The sequence below is a fragment of the Paenibacillus dauci genome, assembly GCF_000971985.1.
Taxonomy (GTDB): Bacteria; Bacillota; Bacilli; order Paenibacillales; family Paenibacillaceae; genus Saccharibacillus; species Saccharibacillus dauci.
Genome location: NZ_LAQQ01000001.1, coordinates 1523666 through 1544864 on the forward strand (window position 1 = coordinate 1523666; position 21199 = coordinate 1544864).

18 protein-coding genes are annotated in these 21199 nt (G+C 49.0%); 3 read left to right on the top strand and 15 right to left on the bottom strand.

All coding sequences use genetic code 11. From position 1 onward, the window contains the following. Nucleotides 1-5: 5 nt before the first annotated feature. From WH46_RS13990 to WH46_RS14030, 9 genes are all read right to left on the bottom strand, one after another. Nucleotides 6-404 (bottom strand): 3-hydroxyacyl-ACP dehydratase FabZ family protein, encoded by a 399-nt coding sequence (locus WH46_RS13990; protein ID WP_026136206.1) that lies wholly within the window; start codon nucleotides 402-404, stop codon nucleotides 6-8. Nucleotides 405-424: 20 nt separating this feature from the next. Further along, nucleotides 425-1666 (bottom strand): beta-ketoacyl-ACP synthase II, encoded by a 1242-nt coding sequence (gene fabF, locus WH46_RS13995; protein ID WP_046227100.1) that lies wholly within the window; start codon nucleotides 1664-1666, stop codon nucleotides 425-427. A gap of 29 nt (nucleotides 1667-1695) precedes the next feature. After that, on the bottom strand, nucleotides 1696-3399 hold the full coding sequence (locus tag WH46_RS14000) for a thiamine pyrophosphate-binding protein (protein WP_046227101.1): 1704 nt from the start codon (nucleotides 3397-3399) through the stop codon (nucleotides 1696-1698). Further along, nucleotides 3396-4619 (bottom strand): aldehyde dehydrogenase family protein, encoded by a 1224-nt coding sequence (locus WH46_RS14005; RefSeq protein ID WP_046227102.1) that lies wholly within the window; start codon nucleotides 4617-4619, stop codon nucleotides 3396-3398. The genes WH46_RS14000 and WH46_RS14005 overlap by 4 nt, the downstream gene beginning before the upstream one ends. A 120-nt stretch (nucleotides 4620-4739) precedes the next feature. Next, nucleotides 4740-6224 carry a class I adenylate-forming enzyme family protein gene (locus tag WH46_RS14010; protein ID WP_407944409.1) on the bottom strand — a complete coding sequence of 495 codons (1485 nt, stop codon included), beginning with the start codon at nucleotides 6222-6224 and terminating at the stop codon, nucleotides 4740-4742. Between the two features lie 12 nt (nucleotides 6225-6236). Then, nucleotides 6237-7010 carry an enoyl-ACP reductase FabI gene (gene fabI, locus WH46_RS14015; protein WP_017813487.1) on the bottom strand — a complete coding sequence of 258 codons (774 nt, stop codon included), beginning with the start codon at nucleotides 7008-7010 and terminating at the stop codon, nucleotides 6237-6239. Nucleotides 7011-7944: 934 nt separating this feature from the next. Further along, complete coding sequence (locus WH46_RS14020; protein ID WP_046227103.1) at nucleotides 7945-9552, bottom strand: UDP-glucose--hexose-1-phosphate uridylyltransferase; 1608 nt, start codon at nucleotides 9550-9552, stop codon at nucleotides 7945-7947. Continuing rightward, a complete protein-coding gene (galE, locus tag WH46_RS14025; RefSeq protein ID WP_017813485.1) occupies nucleotides 9545-10537 on the bottom strand; it encodes a UDP-glucose 4-epimerase GalE in 993 nt (330 codons plus the stop codon). The genes WH46_RS14020 and galE overlap by 8 nt, the downstream gene beginning before the upstream one ends. A 273-nt stretch (nucleotides 10538-10810) precedes the next feature. Beyond that, nucleotides 10811-11983, bottom strand: a complete 1173-nt coding sequence (locus WH46_RS14030) for a galactokinase (protein ID WP_046227104.1) — start codon at nucleotides 11981-11983, stop codon at nucleotides 10811-10813. Between the two features lie 250 nt (nucleotides 11984-12233). On the opposite strand from WH46_RS14030, the gene WH46_RS14035 reads away from it, so the two are divergent. Beyond that, entirely contained in the window at nucleotides 12234-13097 is an 864-nt protein-coding gene (locus WH46_RS14035) for an AraC family transcriptional regulator (RefSeq protein WP_046227105.1), read from the top strand. Nucleotides 13098-13367: 270 nt separating this feature from the next. Here the strand turns inward: WH46_RS14035 and mgrA are convergent, their stop codons facing one another. From mgrA to WH46_RS14065, 6 genes are all read right to left on the bottom strand, one after another. Beyond that, nucleotides 13368-14378: an L-glyceraldehyde 3-phosphate reductase gene (gene mgrA / locus WH46_RS14040; protein ID WP_046227106.1), complete on the bottom strand. Its 1011-nt coding sequence runs from the start codon at nucleotides 14376-14378 to the stop codon at nucleotides 13368-13370. Nucleotides 14379-14456: 78 nt separating this feature from the next. After that, nucleotides 14457-15197 (bottom strand): NAD-dependent protein deacylase, encoded by a 741-nt coding sequence (locus WH46_RS14045; RefSeq protein ID WP_046227107.1) that lies wholly within the window; start codon nucleotides 15195-15197, stop codon nucleotides 14457-14459. 91 nt (nucleotides 15198-15288) lie between these two features. Next, nucleotides 15289-16062 (bottom strand): HAD family hydrolase, encoded by a 774-nt coding sequence (locus tag WH46_RS14050; protein WP_046227108.1) that lies wholly within the window; start codon nucleotides 16060-16062, stop codon nucleotides 15289-15291. A gap of 254 nt (nucleotides 16063-16316) precedes the next feature. Then, nucleotides 16317-17129, bottom strand: a complete 813-nt coding sequence (locus WH46_RS14055; RefSeq protein ID WP_046227109.1) for an alpha/beta fold hydrolase — start codon at nucleotides 17127-17129, stop codon at nucleotides 16317-16319. A gap of 415 nt (nucleotides 17130-17544) precedes the next feature. Next, entirely contained in the window at nucleotides 17545-18207 is a 663-nt protein-coding gene (locus tag WH46_RS14060) for a bifunctional 2-keto-4-hydroxyglutarate aldolase/2-keto-3-deoxy-6-phosphogluconate aldolase (RefSeq protein WP_046227110.1), read from the bottom strand. Nucleotides 18208-18354: 147 nt separating this feature from the next. Then, the gene (locus WH46_RS14065; protein WP_046227111.1) at nucleotides 18355-19317 is read right to left on the bottom strand and encodes a sugar kinase; all 963 of its coding nucleotides are present in this window, start codon (nucleotides 19315-19317) and stop codon (nucleotides 18355-18357) included. 212 nt (nucleotides 19318-19529) lie between these two features. Between WH46_RS14065 and WH46_RS14070 the strand changes: the two genes are divergently transcribed. Beyond that, a complete protein-coding gene (locus tag WH46_RS14070; RefSeq protein ID WP_231584338.1) occupies nucleotides 19530-20618 on the top strand; it encodes an acyltransferase family protein in 1089 nt (362 codons plus the stop codon). A 121-nt stretch (nucleotides 20619-20739) separates the two neighbouring features. Further along, complete coding sequence (locus WH46_RS14075; RefSeq protein ID WP_017813475.1) at nucleotides 20740-20988, top strand: KGG domain-containing protein; 249 nt, start codon at nucleotides 20740-20742, stop codon at nucleotides 20986-20988. Nucleotides 20989-21199 lie beyond the last annotated feature (211 nt).

Here is a 21199-nt window from a genome sequence, read left to right on the forward strand (position 1 = left end):
TGGTCTTAACGCTTCAGATCGTAGGACACGATCTCATCCGCTTCGAGGATAATTCGTTCTCCTATAGAAGCTGTTCCTTTGCCAAGTACATAACCTTTGCGGCGGCGAAGCACTTCCACATATAGATCAATACGATCTCCGGCAGCAGCCTGCCCATGGACACGCACTCCTTTTAATGTGGTCAAAAAGGAAATACCTGCTTCGTCAATCGTGGCAAAAGCCAGCAGCTGTGCCAGTGCTTCCACAATGAGTGTAGACGGCATATAAGGCTGGGTTTCACTGATATACCATTCGTTCCAGCTGACCAGCTTGTACCCCCTGGCCCAGCCGGATGTCTCGTAGCCGGATACCTCATCAATCATCAGAAATGGATAGCGGTGAGGAAGTACGTCAGGAATATGAATCTTGGTCAAATCCAAAGGAGTTACTCTCCCTTCCATTTGCGTACAGCGATGCATACGTTATGTCCACCAAAACCAAAAGAGTTGCTGATGGCTGCATTAACTTCCCTTTCCTGGCTTACATTCGGTACAAAATTCAGTTCCTTGTCATCCGGATCGTCACAGTTGAGCGTTGGCGGAACGGTACTGTGCAGCATACTTTGCACGGTAGCGATCAGTTCTACCGCTCCTGCACCGCCCATTAGATGACCGGTCATCGACTTGATCGAAGAGATCGCCAGATTCGGTGCATGTTCGCCGAATACTTTGCGTAAGGCGTTCACTTCCATCTGATCGTTAAATGGAGTACTGGTTCCGTGTGCATTCACATAATTCACATCTTCCGGCTGAAGTCCGCCGTCTTGCAGAGCCAATCGGATCGCATCGGCTGCGCCTTCGCCGCTCAGATCCGGAGCTGTAATATGATAGGCATCGGTTGTACAACCATAGCCGACCACTTCTGCCAGAATGGTCGCATTCCGCTTGAGTGCATGTTCCAGTTCTTCCAGAATCACTACGCCGGCTCCCCCGCCGATGACGAACCCGTCACGCGCCGAGTCAAATGGACGACTGGCCTGCTGCGGTTCTTCATTGCGTCTGGACAGCGCATGAATATTGGCAAATCCCGCCAGATCAAGCTGGCTAAAGTTCGCTTCTGCGCCTCCGGCAATTACTGCATCGGCGGTACCATACTGAATCGTGCGCAGCGCTTCGCCGATAGAATTACTGCCGGTTGCACATGCCGTAACCACTCCAAACGAAGGGCCCTTGGCGCCAAAAGCAATCGCAACTTCACCCGGTGCCGAATTAATCATCATGGCTGTTACAAAATGAGGGGACACCCGCTTAGGACCGATCTCGGTCAGCTTGCGATAATTCTCTTCCACCACATCCAGACCGCCTGCTCCCGAGCCGATGACAACACCGACACGGGACGCATTTTCTTCATTGATGACCAGGCCGGACTGCTTCATCGCCTGATGGGCGGCAGCCAGTGCGAATTGGGTAAATTGTGCGATTTTGTTGGCTTCTTTTTTGCTCATATATTCTAGGGGATCGAAGTCTTTGACCTGAGCTCCAATCTTGGTCGGGATATCGGATACATCAAAATGATCTACCAGACCTACTCCACTACGACCTTCAACCAGTGATTTCCAGAAGTCTTCGGTATTCAGTCCGACCGGTGTGATTACACCTTGACCGGTCACCACTACACGCCTTTTCAATAGGTTCACGTCCTTTATTGTTGTTGAGATTATTTCGTAACTGCCGACCGTTCCGGCAGCGGGAAGTCTCCATATACATGGCGGATTTTCTCATGGATATCCGTCAGCGTGACCTGAACATCGACGATGACCAAGCGGCCTTCGCGATAGGATTCCCAGGCTGCAGCCAGCTGCTGTTCCGCTTCTTCGCGGCTGCGAATGACCCGGTTATCCACAAATTCGTGAGTAATACTGCTCACATCTAGCTGCTCCTGACCGGATACGAATGGATAGGAACCATTCAGTGTAGAAGATTGATAACCCAGCTGATTCTGCAGCCATCCGTATCCGCCATTGTTAAGTACCAGATACAGTGCAGGAATACGGTATTCCGCTGCTGTAATCAGATCCGAGCGGAACAGGTTGAATGCACCATCTCCCACCAGTGCTACTACCGGACGCTGCCCGGCTACTGCGGCTCCAAGCGCTGCCGCGGCTCCGAATCCGAGACTTGTCTGATCACTCGGTACAATCGACCATGCCTGCTTGCCAAAAGCAAAATAGGGGTAAAAATATGACCACATATCCTGCAGCCCATTCTCCTGTACCAGCACCAGATCTTCGCCGCACTGGTTATTGATCATCTTCAGCAGCTCCGGTACATGCAAGCCAGGTTCTGCAGCGATTTCGATCATTGCAGCTTCCCGGCGTTCTACCGCTGCCGCTTTGCAATCGGCAATCCGCTGTACCCAGTCCGAATCTGCCGGACGAAGCGGCTGCTCCAGCCAGTGATCCAGGACGGCATATCCATCACCCAGCAGCTTGAGTCCTTTGTACTGATGGGCCAGATCATTCAGCTCCATATTGACCTGAATCAAAGGCTTCTGCTCCAGCCACGATTCCCATTCAAAAGTTGCTGTCTCTTCCAAGCGACTGCCCAGCGCAATGACCAGATCGGCTTCTTCCCATAGCGCCCGGCAGCTGACATCCGTATATAATCCAGCGACTCCGCCGAACAGCGGATGATATTCATCCACTGTCCCGCGGCCTGATGCTGTTGCAAATACGGCTGCTCCATACTTGGAAGCCAGCTGCTCCAGCTTGCTGCCGTCTCCATTTTTCATGCCACCACCGGTGAGAATAAGCGGACGACGTGCATTTCGCAGCAGTATATCTGCTGCTTCCAGCTGATCACGTCCTGGCAGTACACTCAGTCTTTCCAGTGGAGCAAAAGGCTCTTGTACCGGTGACAGTTGATCAACCAGCTGCTCTGGTAGTTCGATATACACTGGACCGGGAGCGCCATTGACTGCCATAAAGGCAGCTCTTTCGAGCGCCCATTGCAGCCGCTCACCATGCTCAACCCGGTAAGCCCATTTGACCAGTGGCTTCACCATTGACATCTGATCAGCTTCCTGAAAAGAGCGTGTTCCCAGCTTGTCTCCACCGGTTCCGAGCGCCAACAACAGCAGCGGAACGCTCAGGTTCTGCGCTTCCAGCAGACCGGTCAGCGTATTGCTGAGCGCCGGTCCTTTCCCTACCACACAGACGGCGAGACGACTGGTAGCCAGTGAATATCCGGAAGCCATAAATACCGCATTGCGCTGATCCTTGCAGATAACAAATTCCATGTCGGCTTTGGATAACGGCTCCAGAATTTTCAGATCATCACTGGGCAGTCCGAACAGATGCTTCACACCCACAGATTCCAGATAGCGTACGACGATATCCCAGGCAGGTAGTGAAGCGGTCATACCAGAGTCCTCTTGTCCTGCAGGTACTCTGCAACAACTGCCGAGATCAGGATCGGTTTGGAGACCAGATTGTTATTGTGGAAAATATAGTTGGACATGGTTCCGTAGCCGCCGAATGCTTTGTTACCCTGATCCACATCTTCCAGTGTTTCGTTGATCGTCAGCGTATGCTTGCGGCGCAAAATATCACTCAGATGCTCGGAGCCATACAGGCTGCAGCCCATCGCCCGCTCGCTGAAGTAGCTGGAAGAGATACGCTGGATCAGTTGTTCATCATCCCGATAACTCACTACGTTAAACACTGGCGAGAAATACTCGATAATGTCGAGGTTTTCATCCAGCGTGCTGTACAGAACCGTTGGATCCATCTTTTTGGTACGGAAATCAATCCCGCCCCCATACACGATAAACTGATCATGCGTATTGAAATATTCGGATACGCTATACAGCGTGTCTTTGTAGAAAATAGGCGTATAGTGTGCATCCGGGTCCTGATTGTGTCCATAGGTCAATCCCTGCACACGCTCGATCAGCAAATTCTTGAATGTATCTGCAACTTCCTGATGAACGAGAATAATATCGGGTCCGAGGCAATCCTGACCGGAGTTGAACAGACGCATACGGATCACATCGGTTACTGCCAGTGCCAGATCCGCATCCGGACCGATAATGAATGGATTGATTCCCTGACCGAAGAAAATATACAGTTGTTCTTTGCGCAACTGTTTTTTGATCTGCTCTGCATTGGAGTATCCACCAGTGAAAACAACGATATCAGCCGGTTTGACATATTCATTTACGAATACTTTCTGGCTGACCTTCTGATGATGGATAGGCAGACCATGTACTGCCTGCAGCTTCTCATGCAGCAGACCTACATGTTCAGCCACATAAGAAGCCGGGCGGAACGCAATCTCGTTTACATACAGCGAAGGAATCAGCAGATACAGCGCATAGGAGTATAGAATAACGTTCGAAGGCATAAATACCGCCATCGACTGCTGCCAGCCCGGTTTGTTGTTGCGTACTTCTTCCAGTGCCCCCTGCAGTGTCATGATCGTGGAATCAATCTCGGCATTCGCAGCACGATACGACGAGATTTGTGACAGGATATCCAGTACTTCCTGACGTTGTGTCATCAGATAATTCAGGCATTTCAGTACCGCTCCGTGCCTTTCCAACAACAACAAATCCTCCGTCAGCTTCTGGTCCATACTCATTATTAATCATCCCTTCTCTCTTGAATTGGTTCTGATCTTTCATCGTTTTCTTGTTTAAAACCGAAGAAAGGTCAGTCTAAAAACTACAAATTGTAGTTTATTAAATCGTTGTTATCTGCTTCATACTAATGTTTCGGCGGATTTACGCACACTACGCTCTGTAGTTTTGGTTATAGCAAGTTTCTCTAATTCCAGCCGGTCTACCTTACCGTTACGATTCAGTGGAAATCCTGGCAGTGGAATCAGCAGATCCGGATACATATAGGTCGGCAGAATCTGGTTCATTTCCCTGCGCAGTTCGGCGAGCGTCAGAACAGCTTCGTCTTCCACAAAGGTGATCAGCAGACTGCCTTTGAGTTCATCTTCCAGTGCGATAACACATGAGCGACAGCCCAACAGACTGATGCGGCTCTCGATATAGGCAGGCGAGACCAGGTAGCCCATCCGGTTTACCGTTTTGCCTGTGCGTCCGACAACATGAAGATTGCCATTATCGGTAAATCCCATATCACCGGTGCGGAACCAGCCGTTAATAATGGCTGCTTCGGTCAGATCCGGGCGATGGAGATAGCCTTCCATACAACCAGGCGTCTGTATCCATACTTCACCGATCTCCTGATCGGGTAGTGGATTCCCCTGGTTATCCAGTACTCGAACTTCTATACCGGGCAGCGGAGCACCGCAGCCATGCGGATTACCGGGCGTTCCAAGGGTTACATTTCCCAGTTCCGACAATCCGTAGCCATTGAGCAGCGGCTTGTGGAACAAAGCATCAAACTTTTCTTCAAGGTCTCTCGTCAGAGGAGATCCGCCCACGCACCACATCCGAACCGGAGCATGTTGCAGGGCTTCCAGCTGTCTTGGTTTACGGGCTAACATGCGTAACAAGGTGTAATAAGCAGAGGGGTTGGCATCTACGATCGTAGCTCGTTCACGAGTAATATTGGTAATCACGCTCCGTAGATTCTGTGGGTTACATACGATGAGGGAGCAGGCGGTTAACCACCATGAGAAGATTAATGAAATTCCATAAAAATGAGAATACGGCACAACCGGCAGCATACAGTCCGAAGATTGATAGCCCATCGCCCGGATCGAATGTACGATATTGTCCATAAACAGCTGTCCTGATTTGACAATGCCTTTGGGCTTGCCGGTGGTGCCTGATGAATACAGAATCAGTGCATCACGCCGGGCGCACCAGGCATCCAGCGAAAGGGTCTCCTGTGGAGACTGGATTGCCATTCGATGCGACACCGCCATACTATCTGCCAACTCGGAGAGCAGCACAGTTTCCAATCCTGGTAGCTGCGGATCGATATCCGCAAGCAGCAGATCCGATTCGGTCTCGCCATGAATATGCAGCAGCTCATCCAGACCAATCTGCGGATCAACGACAACTATCGATACAGCGTGATGACACAGACCAAACAACGCAGCGATAAACAAGTACGAGTTGGCGGATTTCAGAATGACCCTGCTGTCTGAGGATAATCCTCGGAGCGACAATAACCGGCTAATCCCGGTTGCATCCTGTTCGAGCTGTTCCCGACTCGATCTGCCGTCCACTGAAATAATCTGACATTTCATCTGTGCGGTCAGCAAAAGGGCTCCTCCTTACATTCCAGTAATATGATAACCGGCATCCACATGGATCACTTCGCCCGTAATACCGCGGGACCAGTCTGACATCAGGAAAGCGGCAGTATCTCCGACTTCGGCCGTATCTACCGTTTTGCGCAGCGGCGTAGTTTCTTCGATTTTTTTGAGCATGCCGTTAAAATCCTTGATTCCGTAGGCAGCCAGTGTACGAATAGGACCTGCAGAAATCGCATTGACGCGGATACCATGCATACCCAGATCATTGGCCAGATAACGTACCGAAGCTTCCAGCGTAGCTTTGGCTACGCCCATTACATTGTAGTTCTGGATAGCACGCTCTGCGCCGATATAGGTCATGGTCATGATACTGCCGCCTTCGGTCATCAGCGGATAAATACGGCGGGCTACAGCAACCAGCGAATAGGCACTGATTTCCTGCGCCAGACCGAACCCTTCACGCGATGTATCCACGTAGTTCCCATCCAGATCTTCCGGACGTGCATAAGCGATACTATGAACATATCCATGCAGTACACCTATATGTTCAGACAAATAAGCGGCCAGCTGATCGATCTCCGATTCGTTTTGCACATCACAGGGCAGCAAAACAGCTCCGGGAATAGACTCTACCAGCTTCTCAACACGGCTCTTCACGCGTTCATTCTCGTATGTAAAAACGAGCCGTGCATCCTGTTCAGCGAGCGATTGGGCAATCCCCCAGGCAATGCTGCGGTTATTGGCCACCCCCATAATCAAGATATTTTTATTTGCCAGCAATTTTAATCCCATACTCTCTCCTTTTTTAAATTTTGATAGTTAAAATAAAAAAAATAATAATGTGTATCGAACTTACAAGGCTACCTTAATACATCCAGAGGGAGCTGTAAATACGTTTTTCGAAAATTTAACAAAAAATAACTCAAAAATAACAATTATTGTATATATGTTAATTAATCCTATTTAAAAAGGGCATCACGAAAAGCACCATATTCGTCGTTTTGCAAAAGACGCTGGTGACTCCTACATCTGGCTGACTCCCAAGAATCCTCAAAGATTATGCAGCGGATACGCTTTTAAGTATGCATTCCTTTTCCCCTCATTGTGCCTGGGTCGCTGGAACAAAAGCGCAGCGTTATACCATTATGTACCAGAACCCTCTAAAGCTACCGCTGCTGTATAGAGTCATTTATCCTCTTGGTTACCAGATCAATAACAGAGACAGGCATCCTGTTTTCGAAATACAGAGTTTAGGTATAGTGTTTTGTGTAGACTCTTTTCATTTGGGAAGATTTGGTATGTTTTCTTGTATTATAACCACCACTTATTACCAGTTTCAACTTCACTTCCTTATTTTCCTATCCTTCCTGATTCTTAACATTCAGCTTACAGAAATTGCGTACTGCAGCAGGTCGCAACGATATCCACCTGTTTTTCGGTTTTTGTGACATACTGCCATAATTCGATATTTGTACGTATTTAAGTACAGATGAAGAAGAGTCTATTTTATATATGGATTGCCTGCTATCATTCAGCTTGATAATCGGGATGTTGCAGGAGCATCCCTGTTGTACGATCTATCTTGTTACCTGCGTATTCTTTATAAAATTACATCAAAAAAAGACGACCCTTTGTATACAAAGGAATCGTCTTTGGTCATCATATAAAAAAACAGAGACAGTGTTAACAGAATGTACCCGTCAGGTTAACGCGGTTTAATATAATATTATTTTAAGCGATATCCCAGATGTGTCATAAAGCGTGCAAACCCTTCACGACCGGCAGCATCTTTTTTGTATACGCCGGCATGCTCCAGAATATGGGCAAATTTGCGACCCACTTCGTCCTGTACAGCCAGAGTCGCCTGATCATGTTCCAGCTCGGTTCCATACTGATCGACCATCTCTTCAATCCATGGTCCATGCAGAGCCAGCTGATGATCCGGCTGCGCACGTACCGCTTCAAGCAGGGCAGCATCGCCAGTCAGAATGGAAGCGATCAGATCGAGTTCTTCTTTTAGACGGCCCGGCAGAATCGCCAGACCCATGACCTCGATCAGGCCAATATTCTCCCGCTTGATATGATGCATCTCCGGATGTGGATGGAAAATGCCATCGGGATATTGCTCACTCGTCCGATTATTGCGCAGCACCAGATCCATCTCGTACTGCTCGCCCTGGCGGCGTACAATCGGTGTAACCGTATTATGACGCACAGGTACACCATCCGGACCTTCCGATGAAGCCAGAATATCTACCTGTTCATCGCTGTACACTTTCCATTGTTCATAGATATCATTCGCCGCTTCCAGCAGCTGCGAGTCATTATAGGCACGCAGACGCACGACGCTCATCGGCCAGTTCACCAGTTCGAGTGTCAGTCCTTCACGAGCCGGATGCTGATAGACCTGCTCGACAGCTGCCTTTTCGATCGGGAATGTATGACGACCACCCTGGAAATGATCATGGGTCAGAATCGAACCGCCCACGATCGGCAGATCGGCATTGGAGCCGAGGAAGTAATGCGGGAACTCATCCACAAAATCAAGCAGACGGCGGAACGTCTGACTGGTAAGCTGCATCGGTACATGATCATGATGGAACACGATACAATGCTCGTTATAATACACATATGGCGAATACTGCAGGAACCAGGATTCCCCGCTGAGCTGCAGCGGAATAACACGCAGATTCTGACGAGCCGGATGGTTGATCCGTCCGGCATAACCAACATTCTCCCGGCACAGCAGGCATTTCGGATAGGATGGCGGCGGCATCAGCTTGGCCTGTGCGATTTCGGCCGAGCTTTTCTCCGGCTTGGATAGATTGATTGTCATCTCCAGATCGCCGTAGCCTGTCGGCTGCTTCCAGTATACATTTTTGGAGATACGATCCATACGAATATAGTTGGAATTAATCGACAGCTGATAGAACTGGTCTGTCGCTGCTTCAATTCCCTCCCGGTCCAGCGTATCGTAAAAGTCAGCCGTTACTTCCGACGGGCGTGCCATCAGCAGCCCCATAATCTCGGCATCCATCAGATCCCGGTACGTATCGGTATTCTCCTGCAGCTGGCCAATGCTATATGCATAATCGATCAGTGTATCGATCATGATCTGCGGCTCTGCAGCTGCTTGCCCTTCATTTACCATACTCAAGATCGCCACATTGGGATTATATGGCTCATCAAACCGGAACTTGCTTAGCAGCAGATTACGACTATAATCCAGGTCGGCTATTTTGATCATTTGCTTGGCAAACGCGAACTTGATCAGTTCATCGATAGCCAGCAATGCGCTGTTTTGTTCGGTTGTACGCTCGGTCATATTATTCATGGTTACCATATCCCTGTGGATGAGATTCATGCCACTGCCATGCGCTGGCAATGATATCTTCCAGTTGATCGCGTGAAGGCTTCCAGCCGAGCACGCTGCGTGCTTTGTCCGAAGAAGCGACCAGTACGGCAGGGTCGCCGCTGCGGCGTGGTTCATAGTTCGTCGGGATATCGCGTCCGGTTACTTTTTTGGCTGTTTCAATAACCTGTTTTACAGAGAAGCCGAGTCCGTTACCCAGATTGAATACATTACTGCCGCCACCGGCTCCCAGATACTCTACCGCTTTGACATGCGCATCCGCCAGATCGCTGACATGGATATAGTCGCGGATACATGTGCCATCTTCTGTCGGATAATCGTCGCCGAAGACGGAGATATGTTCACGCTGACCCAGTGCTGTCTGCAGTACCAGTGGTACCAGATGAGATTCCGGACGGTGGTCTTCACCGATTTTGCCGCTGGCATGTGCACCTGCTGCATTAAAGTAGCGCAGGGCTACATAGCGAATATCATGTACTTTATCGAACCAGGCCATCATGCGCTCCATAACCAGCTTGGTCTCGCCGTACACATTGGCAGGCTCGGTGCGGTCACTTTCTTCGATCGGCACTTTTTCCGGTTCGCCATAGGTAGCAGCTGTGGAAGAGAAGACGATGTTTTTGACGCCGGCTTTTTGCATTTCTTCCAGCAGACACATTGCGCCGTACACATTGTTATCATAATACTTGGATGGATTCTGCATGCTCTCGCCGACGAGCGAGCTGGCTGCAAAGTGGATTACCGCCGTGATGTTGTTCTCACTGAAAATACGAGCCAGCAGTTCCTTGTCGCGCAGATCGCCTTCGTATAATTTGCCTCCGAGCAGGGCTTCACGATGACCTGTCATCAGATTATCAATTACCACTACCTCTTCGCCGCGTTCCAAAAGGTCCGCTACCGTATGCGATCCAATATATCCTGCGCCACCTGTTACCAAAATAGCCATGTTTTCTTCCTCCTGTCAGTCCTTCCGCCATAAGATCTGTCTGTTCCGAATACATCGTTCTCATAATGTACCGGTCAGTCCGTATGACGGATGGCTGTTATTATAATTAAATTGCTCTATGCGCTCCTAATGCTCTGTTCGCATCTACTGTTTTATTATACCGTCTGAATTTTAACTTTGGATGAATTATGAATGCGACGTTGTTGCTTCGATTACGTTGATGCATCCATTATCTGTATGCTTCTTGTTATTCGTTTATCTGTGCGCTTCCTGTTATCCGTTCCATTCCTCTACGCCGTTACCGACGCCGCAAATGTAAAAGTCCGCTTCCAGTCCGGTACGTTCGCGGTAAGCCTGACCTACCTGCTGTACGAATAGATCGGTATCACCCTCATGCACCAGTGATACCGTACAGCCGCCGAATCCCGCGCCTGTCATACGGGAGCCGAGTGTGCCGGGAATCCGGCGCGCTTCCTCTACCATCACATCCAGCTCTGTGCAGCTTACTTCATACAGATCACGCAGAGATTCATGTGAAGCGTTCATCAGCTGTCCAAACTGCTGAAGATCATCCTGTCTCAGCGCTTCTACCGAAGCCAGCACACGGGCATTCTCTTCTACGACATGACGGGCACGATCACGCACAATGCTGTCCTGTATTTGTTCTTCCAGCAGACCGAACTGCTCGGGTGTCAGCTGGGCAAGGTAATTCAGGTTATCCACATGCGGCTGAAGGGCAGCTAGAGCAGCTTCACATTGGGAACGGCGTTCATTGTACTTGGAATCCACCAGTCCGCGGCGCTTGTTGGTGTTACCAATTACCAGCTTGTACTGACCCGTCCGGAAAGGTACACGTTCATACTCCAGCGTATCGCACATAAGCAGAATCGCATGATCTTTGACCCCGTTGGCAACAGCAAATTGATCCATGATACCGCAGTTAACGCCGACAAATTCATTTTCTGCCTTTTGGGACATAACTGCAATTTCGACAGTGTCAATGTGACCTTGCTCCATACTAATCAATGCATAGCCGGTAACGACCTCGATCGATGCGGAAGAGGATAATCCCGAACCATTCGGGATGTTACCGAAGAACAGCAGATCGTATCCACGGGTCAGCGACTGATTTTGCTGCTTCAGTACTGTGATAACACCCAGCGGATAATCCATCCATTCACCGGTACGTTCCGTACCAATCGTCTCGACTGCAAACTCTCCTGCCAGCTCCGGGAAATTCACTGATGCCAGACGTACCTTGCCATCTTCATTGGCTCTTACAGCCAGCGCCGTACCGAACTCCAGCGCTGCCGGCAGTACATAGCCGCCGTTATAATCTATATGTTCACCGATCAGGTTTACGCGACCGGGAGCATGGAAGACGCGGATATCGCCAGCTGCACCGTATTTATCTGTAAATGCCTGTTTCATCTGTTCCTGATTCATGGGTTGATTCCACCTTATTCATAAATTCAATCTGCTATCAGTTCTCTTTTGTTCTGATCCCAGTATATCCTGAAAGCGTTATGATATGTAATGAACAGATGTGCTATGTATATGGATAAATGTGACTTCACTATTGTATAATTCTATTATAAAACGACATCTATTCACAAGGCATACTCATATTCATTTAGCTTCACCCCTTCTACAGATGTTCTTCTGCCCTATTTCAAGCGAGGAGGTCACTGCATTGATGCCGGAAAAAACCTATCAGGTCGCTCCCAATCCAATCTTCCATGATGAGGGTACATTATATGTACTGTTCACCGGAGAGAGCCAGACCCCACCATCCCACCGATTGGGTCCCAAAATCTACGACTATTATTTGTATCATTACATCGACAATGGACAGGGGCAGTTTATTACCGAAGATCACACATACAAGCTGAGCGCAGGTGATTCCTTTCTGATTCATCCCGGCCAGCTCGTCAGCTATGTATCCGATCGGCAGCAGCCCTGGCATTATCACTGGGTCGCTTTCGCTGGTGAACAGGCGGATGCTCTGGCCGAGCAAACCGGATTTCATGCCGGTTCGCCAGTTGCACGCTCGGAACAGCACGAAGATCCGGGTCCGATCGGTTCGTATCTGCAGTCCATGCTACAGGCCTTTTATACCCAAAAGGAAAGCTCCGATCTGGCTGCTCTGGGTTACCTGCATCTGATTATGGCGGAAGCCAGCGAACGCCTTACCCGTCAGGCGGCGCTGCCTGGAGCCGAATCCATCACCCGGCGAACCGTCAAGCAGATGATCCATTATATGTCCAGCCAGTATGCCCATCCGGTATCGATCGAGGATATGTGCAGCAGTATCGGTTATAACCGCGCCTACATGTCCCGTATTTTCAAAAAAGAAACCGGGATGACGCCTGTTACCTACCTGCTCAAGCTCCGGATCGACAAAGCACGTCAGCTGCTGCGGGAACGACCGGAATTATCCACCCAGCAGATCGCCGCTTCGGTAGGACTGACCGATGCGCTGTATTTCTCCAAGCAATTCCGGCGCTTCTATGGGGTCTCTCCAAGCCAGTACCGTGCCTCGATCCAGCCCCGAATGTGAGGTGGATATGCCTGATCGAATACGATCTGTCTACTCCTTGCAAAACAAATAAAAAGGCCCCCTTAATCAAGGGAGCCTTTTCTGGTATGTGTTATCGTCTATTCAGCCAATAGCAGGGTCGATAATGGCAGGTACAGCCTCCGACAGAATCATGGTAAGGTCACCTGTATAACCCTTATGTTACGAATCTACAGACCCTTTTATACTTGATTGAACAAGTTTGTCTGGTCAAGTCCATATCGGAAGCTATGCTGCTATTATCGTATCCATTTATTCGCTGTGGTCGGACGATGATTTGAGAATGGTGTCAATGCGCTGCAGTTCTTCTGCGGAGAATTCCAGATTGTTCAGCGCGACGATATTTTCTTCAATCTGGGATACACGACTTGCTCCGATCAATGCGGAAGTCAGACGGCCATGACGGAGCACCCAGGCAAGTGACATCTGTGCCAGACTCTGTCCACGAGCTGCAGCCAATTGGTTCAGTGCACGCACTTTGCGGATTGTCTCCGGCTTGATCTGATCCTGCTTGAGGAAGACCGAAGAACCGGCAGCACGGGAATCTTCCGGTACGCCATTCAGATATTTGCTGGTCAGTACACCCTGTTCCAGTGGACAAAAAGCAATACTGCCTGCTCCCACATCATCCAGCGTATCCTGCAGACCGTTCTCGATCCAGCGATCCAGCATGGAATAACGCGGCTGATGAATCGCAAGCGGCGTACCGAGCTCTTTGAGAATACGTGCTGCTTCACGGGTCTGCTCTGCATTATAGCTGGAGATACCGACGTACAATGCTTTACCGGAGCGTACGATATGATCCAGCGCCATCATTGTCTCTTCAAGCGGCGTCTCCGGATCAAAGCGGTGAGAGTAGAAAATATCCACATAGTCCAGGTCCATCCGCTTCAGGCTCTGGTCCAGACTGGCTACCAGATTTTTGCGGGAGCCCCATTCGCCATATGGACCGGGCCACATATAATAACCGGCTTTGGTCGAGACGATCATCTCATCCCGATAAGCAGCCAGATCATGTTTGAGCACCTGACCAAATGTCTCTTCTGCCGATCCTGCCGGTGGTCCATAGTTATTCGCCAGGTCAAAATGAGTAATCCCTAGATCAAAGGAGCGTGTCAGCATCTCTCTGGAATTCTCATAGGAATTGATTCCTCCAAAATTATGCCACAACCCCAGCGAGATCGCAGGCAATTTCAGACCGGTCCGACCGGTACGATTATACTTCATATTCTCATAACGATTTTCCGCAGCTACATATACCAAAGTAATTCCCACCCTTCAGCTGAATAAAATCCATATATCCTCACAAATCATACCGGAAGCGTTATCATTATGCAATCTTCATTCTGCCAACAGTTGCTGCACTTGTTTCATCACCTGTCCCATTGGATCGGTAATGAGCAGATCAGCATGACGATCATGCGCTGTAGTCGAGGCATTCATCAGTACTGTATGTCTGCCTTTGAAGTAAGAGATGAATCCGGCAGCCGGGTACACTGTTAGCGAAGTCCCACCGATAATGAGCAGATCGGCAGAGGATAGTGCTGCTACTGCGCGGTCGATCACGTCCGCATCCAGTGACTCTCCATACAGCACTACATCCGGACGGATAATGCCTCCATCCACCGGACAGCGTGGTACGCCGGACTGCGCCAACACATCTGCCAGCGTATATTCCTGTCCGCAGTCTATGCAGTAATTGCGGTGTACCGAACCATGCAGCTCCAGCACATTGCGGCTACCTGCTTTCTGGTGCAGTCCGTCAATATTTTGCGTAATGATGGCTAGCAGCTTGTCCTGCTGTTCCAGCTCAGCCAGAATCGTGTGCACCGGATTGGGTTGTACATCCGGGTAGAGCATTTTGGACCGGTAGAATTCATAAAACAGCTCTGGCTCCCGGTCAAAAAATCGGCGGCTCAGCATTTCTTCCGGCGAATATCCACGTTGTCCCATTTCCTGATACAGTCCGGCAGCCGATCGAAAGTCCGGAATTCCACTCTCGGTTGATGTTCCTGCTCCGCCAAAAAAGACGATTCGGTCGGATTCCCTGATCCACTGAGCCAGCTGGTTTACTTTATCCATCTATTAATCACTCCTTATTTGCTAATTGTGATCTATATCCATGTAACAGGAGAGAATTCATCTCCCTCTATTGCAGGACCAGCAAGACAGGCTATCTCATTGATAACATCTGCAGCTCCCCGTAATGCTCAATAACAATATCTGCATCCGGCAAATGTCCAGAAATTCCCGCAGTCGGCGAAATACCGATACAGCAATCCAAGCCTGCCTGGCGGCCCATCTGCATATCGGCGTTACTGTCTCCGATCAATACGGTTCGTTCCGGCAGAACTCCCAGACGCTGACAGGCCAGCAGAGCAAGATCCGGTGCAGGCTTGCCTGTCGCTACCTGATCACTGCCGATAATCTCGGTAAAGTAAGTCTCCAGCCCGCTCCAGCGAAGATGCTTGATTGCTTCGGAAGTATAGTCCGAAGTCACGACTGCCATCGGCACTTCAGCCTGGCGGCAACTGTCCAGCAGCGGTACCAGATCGGGCAGCGGCTGAACAGGCCTCGATTGTTCCATATGCTCCATCGCCTGACGACTGAAGTCTGTAATATGCTGCACCGCTTCGTCCCAAGGTACACCGGCGCTGTACAGCTGCCAGGACAGAATGGCTACCGTTTCCGGTGCAGAAGCTATGGCTATCGGCCCCCGTGGATCATAACCAACCAAGCGGCCGGAATGATCATAGATCATTCCCATGACCTTTTCACGGCTGCCTGTAAAAGAATCACCACGCGCATGTAAATAATTTTCCATATGACCAAGCAGCAGCTCCGCCCATTTGCCCCACAGCTGCATAAAATCAAGCAGTGTTCCATCCTTGTCCCATAGTATGGCATCACAGTGAATCTGACGCGACTGATACGTGATAATTGCCACTGATTATCTCCTTTCCGTGATTCTATGATCTTCCTTATTAGTTTACCCCCAAAACCACCTATACAAAAAGCAGTGTCTTCCCCCGGATAAAATAACGGAAAAAGACACTGCTTGGATGCATGATGCTTTGGTATTTATTTGCTGATCTGCTGACATTGCACAATTCTCCATGGGCCAGTTCTGCAGCCTAGTATTTATACCTAATAGAGGACTGACTCCGCTTCCTTATCTGGACCATCTCCAGATTGGAATGATCACTTTTTGCCGTCTGCCGGGATGCCTTTCATCCAGCTGATCAAGGCATTGACCGTCTGGGCGCGCTGTTCTTTCTCGCTGATTTGGGCAGGCTGATCGCCTTTCTGCTCACCATAACTGCCGAACTGTCCATGGTTGCCGCCCTGTACACTATAGTAAGCTGTATCCGCTGGCAGCATGGAACGGGAAGCTTCATACTTGTCTTTTTGCAGGACACCGTCATTGGAGCCTGTAATCGACATCACCGGCAGACCGAGCTCCGCCAGATTGCCATTTTGATCCGGATAGGATGCCAGGAAAAAGACGCCGGCAATCCGGTCTGTATGAGCGACTGCATATCGTGAAGCAAACACGCCACCCAGTGAATGCCCTCCGATTACGAACTTCTCATCGGGATGGCTGCTGATTACGGCATCGGCCGCATCCGCTTTGGTAAAAGCAAAATTAAATGGGAATTTCATAATATATACGGAATGACCCGATGCAGCCAGATCTCTGGCAAAAAGACTGTACGCTTCCGGTTTCACCCGTGCTCCAGGATAGAAAATCACACTATTGCCTTTCGGCTTGGCTGCATCAAATGCTATCCAGTTCTCTGTCGTATGTACGGTTACCTTTTGCTGCTGTGCAGTTAATGCCTGCTCTGCTTCTCCTGTCGGCCCATAAGGCGTCAACAGATACCAGGCAGCCAGTCCACCCACAATAAGCAGCACGATCAGAATACCTAGTAGAATCTTGCCAATCTTACCGGCACGTCCGCCGCGGCGGCTGCCTCCATAACTTCCTGCATATTTACGTTTCCGTCTAAACATAAGTTCTCCTTCCACTTCAAGTCCGGTCATTATGGATTGTATCAGATCAGGAACGGGTCATAAACGCCAGCTTGCTTTTTGCTTGTGCCGATATGAACAGATACCCTGATCTATAGTCCGCCGGAGCCTTGCTGATATACAAGAGCAGCCTGTTTCCTTGGCAGGACAACAGGCTGCTCTATGTGTAGTATACCACTTTCCATGAGACGGAATACACTTTCGGTCGTCTTTCCGATCAAAATAGTTATTTAGGAGTAATAATTAGGACCCGGTGACTGCACCGATATGTTTGATGTGTTTTACAGATAAATACAGCTTATCCATCCTGCAACATCTGCACTGTTGTACATCCTCATTTGAAGCAGTTTTCTTTATTTTTTATGCACACGTCTGCAAAAATGATTAAAAAGGGGAATTATCCCTGTTTGGCTTCCCGGTAAGCTTGCATGTACTGCTCGGCTCTTTGACGTACCAGACTGAGGTTGCCTGTTTTGACAGCTTCTGTCGTCAGATCGGACCCAATCCCTACAGCTACTGCTCCGCCTTTGATCCATTCTCCCAGATTATCCAGAGATACTCCGCCTGTTGGCATAAAGTTGGCCTGTGGCATAGGACCTTTGAGCGTTTTGATAATGGATGGTTGATACAGGTTCCCAGGGAACAGTTTGACAATATCTACACCCAGTTCCAATGCATGCTGAACACCTTCCAGTGTCGTTACACCCGGCAGGACAGGGACACGGTACAGATTGCAGATTTTTACGGTTTCCGGATTCAAGGATGGACCTACAACAAATTCGGCACCTGCCATAATGGCTGCACGTGCAGTTTGCGGCTCGAGTACAGTACCTGCTCCGATAATCGCAAAATTGTCGCCATCCGATTTCCAGCTGTACATCCGGCTCAGCTTCTCGATGGCACCCAGTGCTCCCGGTACCGTCAGTGTAACTTCGATCACTTTGATACCTCCGGCGATTGCCTGTTCAGCCATCGCGAATACCTGATCTGCAGAATCTCCGCGTAGTACAGCGACCACACCATTATCCATCATTTTTTGCAGCAGTTGTAGTTTTTTCATGTCGTTACTCCTTCGTTATCGAAATTAGATTAGAAATAAATCCATATACCTGTCAGAACTACTTATGTTCTGCTGATATATGTCTATCAAAAACTTTAAAAGCCAGCATCTCATAACCTGTAATTAGCAACCTCTGCAATCATCCAATTAACGCTCTACATGGACTTTGTTGCTCAGCTTGGCCTGTACCTGCTTGTCTGTCGGTAATGCTTCCCAGTCTCCGACTGCCTGAATTACCATGGAACCATTCAGATTACCCAGCCGTACCGCTTCTTCAATCGTATAGCCGCGCAGCAATCCTGTAATGAAGCCAGCACAGAATCCATCACCTGCCCCGACTGTATCGAGTACACGATCTGCTTTGAAATAAGGAACTTCCAGCGTATTATCCTTTTCGACCACATACGTAAGATCAGGACCACCTTTGACAATGCTGACCGCATGCAGCTGACGCAGACGGGCAAAGATCTCGTTCTGATCTTCTGTCTCGTATAGCAATGCCAGTTCATCCAGCCCGGGCAGGAAATAATCACATTTCTCCGCCAGCGCAAGCAGTACCGGACGAGCTTCTTCCAGTGTCCATAGCTTCAGCCGCAGATTTGGATCAAAACATACGGTTACACCGGCTTCTTTTGCAATATCCATGGCTCGGTTCACTGTAGCAAGTCCGGATGCACTGATTGCTGCCGTAATACCGGTCACATGCAGGATGCGGGTATTACGGATATAATCCTCATCTAGATCTTCCGGTGTCATATGACTGGCCGCTGACAGTTTGCGGTAATAGTAGACGGATGCATGACCCGACGCATTTTCACGCAGCATCAGCCCGGTGGGTTCCCCCTCTGCCAGAATCGAGCGGGATACATCCACGCCTTCTCCCCGGATCGATTTTTGGATCATATGACCCAGCGGATCATCGCCGAGTCGACCGCACCATCCGGCTGAGTGACCGAGTCGTGCAATACCGATCGCCAGATTGCTCTCCGCACCGCCGAATGATTTGCGCAGCTGTGCCGCATATTCCAGTCCGCGGGAGTCTTCCGCAGTCAGCAAACCCATGGATTCCCCGAAAGTGACCACTTCCGGATAACCATTCTGATTATTCATTATCCATCCTCCTGATTCGGCATCATTTCATGCCATGGTATGTAGCTGGTCATATTATCCATTTTCGCAACCGCTTTCTTTGTTGTCAATGATGCAGCTTCATCATATATACACAATTTTAATGACAGAGAACGCTTTCTATTGTGAATTTAATCACAATATTAAAATCTTTTTTGTCTTATTTTTAAATCATCAGAATTTGTGGAGGGAAAATGATGAATATCAGCCATCTCTATCAACCGCCGCGTACATCAGCTCATGCCCACTGCTCCGCAGCAGGCGAGACTTACTTTATAAATTTGCGTTTTCTGTTAATTGTATGCGTGGTGATCGGCAATATGCTGGAACCATTGATTCATCATTCCGATGTGGCACATGGTATTTTCCTATGGATTTTCTCATTCCACATGCCACTGTTTGTACTGGTTACCGGATATTTTGCCCGTTCCAATCTCTATGGACGCACAGGACTCAAAATCCTGCGCACTATCGGGCTGCAGTATATTTTGTTTCAGAGCATCTATTCGCTGCTGGATTTTACGGTATTTCGGGTGCACGGGATTACACATTCGTTTTTTGCCCCCTATCTGCTGCTCTGGTTTCTTGCCGGACATATTTTGTGGCGGCTGATGATGATCATGATGCGTCAGCTCACCTTTGCCCAGCAGCTCACTCTGTCGGTTGTACTTGGGCTGCTCGTAGGTTCATTGCCTGTAGACGGCGTATGGCTGGCATTATCGCGGACGCTAATCTATTTTCCTTTTTTCATTATCGGTTATCACTTTAGATTTGAACGCTTTACAGCCTGGTTCCATAGTTATCGTCAGCTGCTTGCCGCCGGATTGTCGATAATACTGCTTGCCGGATTCGTTCTGGCAGAATGGCAGCTGAATACCGGTTGGTTCTACGGCAACCAGACCTTTATCCAGCTGGGTGTAGATCTATGGCAAGGTCTGGCAGGAAGACTGGGTATGTATGTGCTGCAGTTGATTGCCTCTCTCGCTTTTCTCGCTTTTGTTCCGTGGCGATCCCATTATATTACCGAGCTTGGACGGCGCACATTGTATGTATTTTTGCTGCATGGTCTGCTTGTCCGTACGATGGAAGCTTCCGGTATGTTTGGTCATATCAGCAGTACAACCGGAGTTATGCTAATGATCGTACTGGCAATTCTGATCACGCTGCTGCTTGCCCAGCCTGCTGTCCGGCACTGGACACATTACTGGGTAGAACCGGAGCTGCCGCGTTATGTACGTCTCAAATTCCGTCACGCACAGCGCCGATATTCGTTTTTGCGCTGAAGAATTCGCAGTCGATATCTAAATAAATGGCTAAATATCGTTTCATGGCAAATGGACCGGGTAATTAAAGAGCAACTACATGTAGCTTTACCTAATCTATTTTGACAGGAGTGATATTGTTATGGCACGCAGCAAAAGCACTGGGAAAATGAGCCGCGAAGAAGCCGGGCGCATGGGCGGACAGGCTACTTCCAAAAATCACAGCAAAGAGTTCTATCAGCAAATTGGTAAAAAAGGTGGTCAGGCCACTTCCCAATCCCATGACAAGGAATTCTATCAGGAGATCGGGCGTAAAGGCGGAGAAGCAACTTCAGAGTCCCATGATAAAGATTTCTACAAAGAAATTGGACGTAAGGGCGGCAGCCGTTAATTCTCCCTATAGATGCATTATGCTTTGTCATAATGCAAGATCAAGCAGACTTCTCTGGTCACAATCGGCAGAGACGTCTGCTTTTTGTGATGTTATATAATATAAGCTAGTAAAAAGATAGCAGTTATGATAGACTCTATTAAAAACTTTTGTGTAATTCGTGTAGTATCCTGTCGTATTATGCATCTTCTTTTCAGCTTGTGCCTTTGGC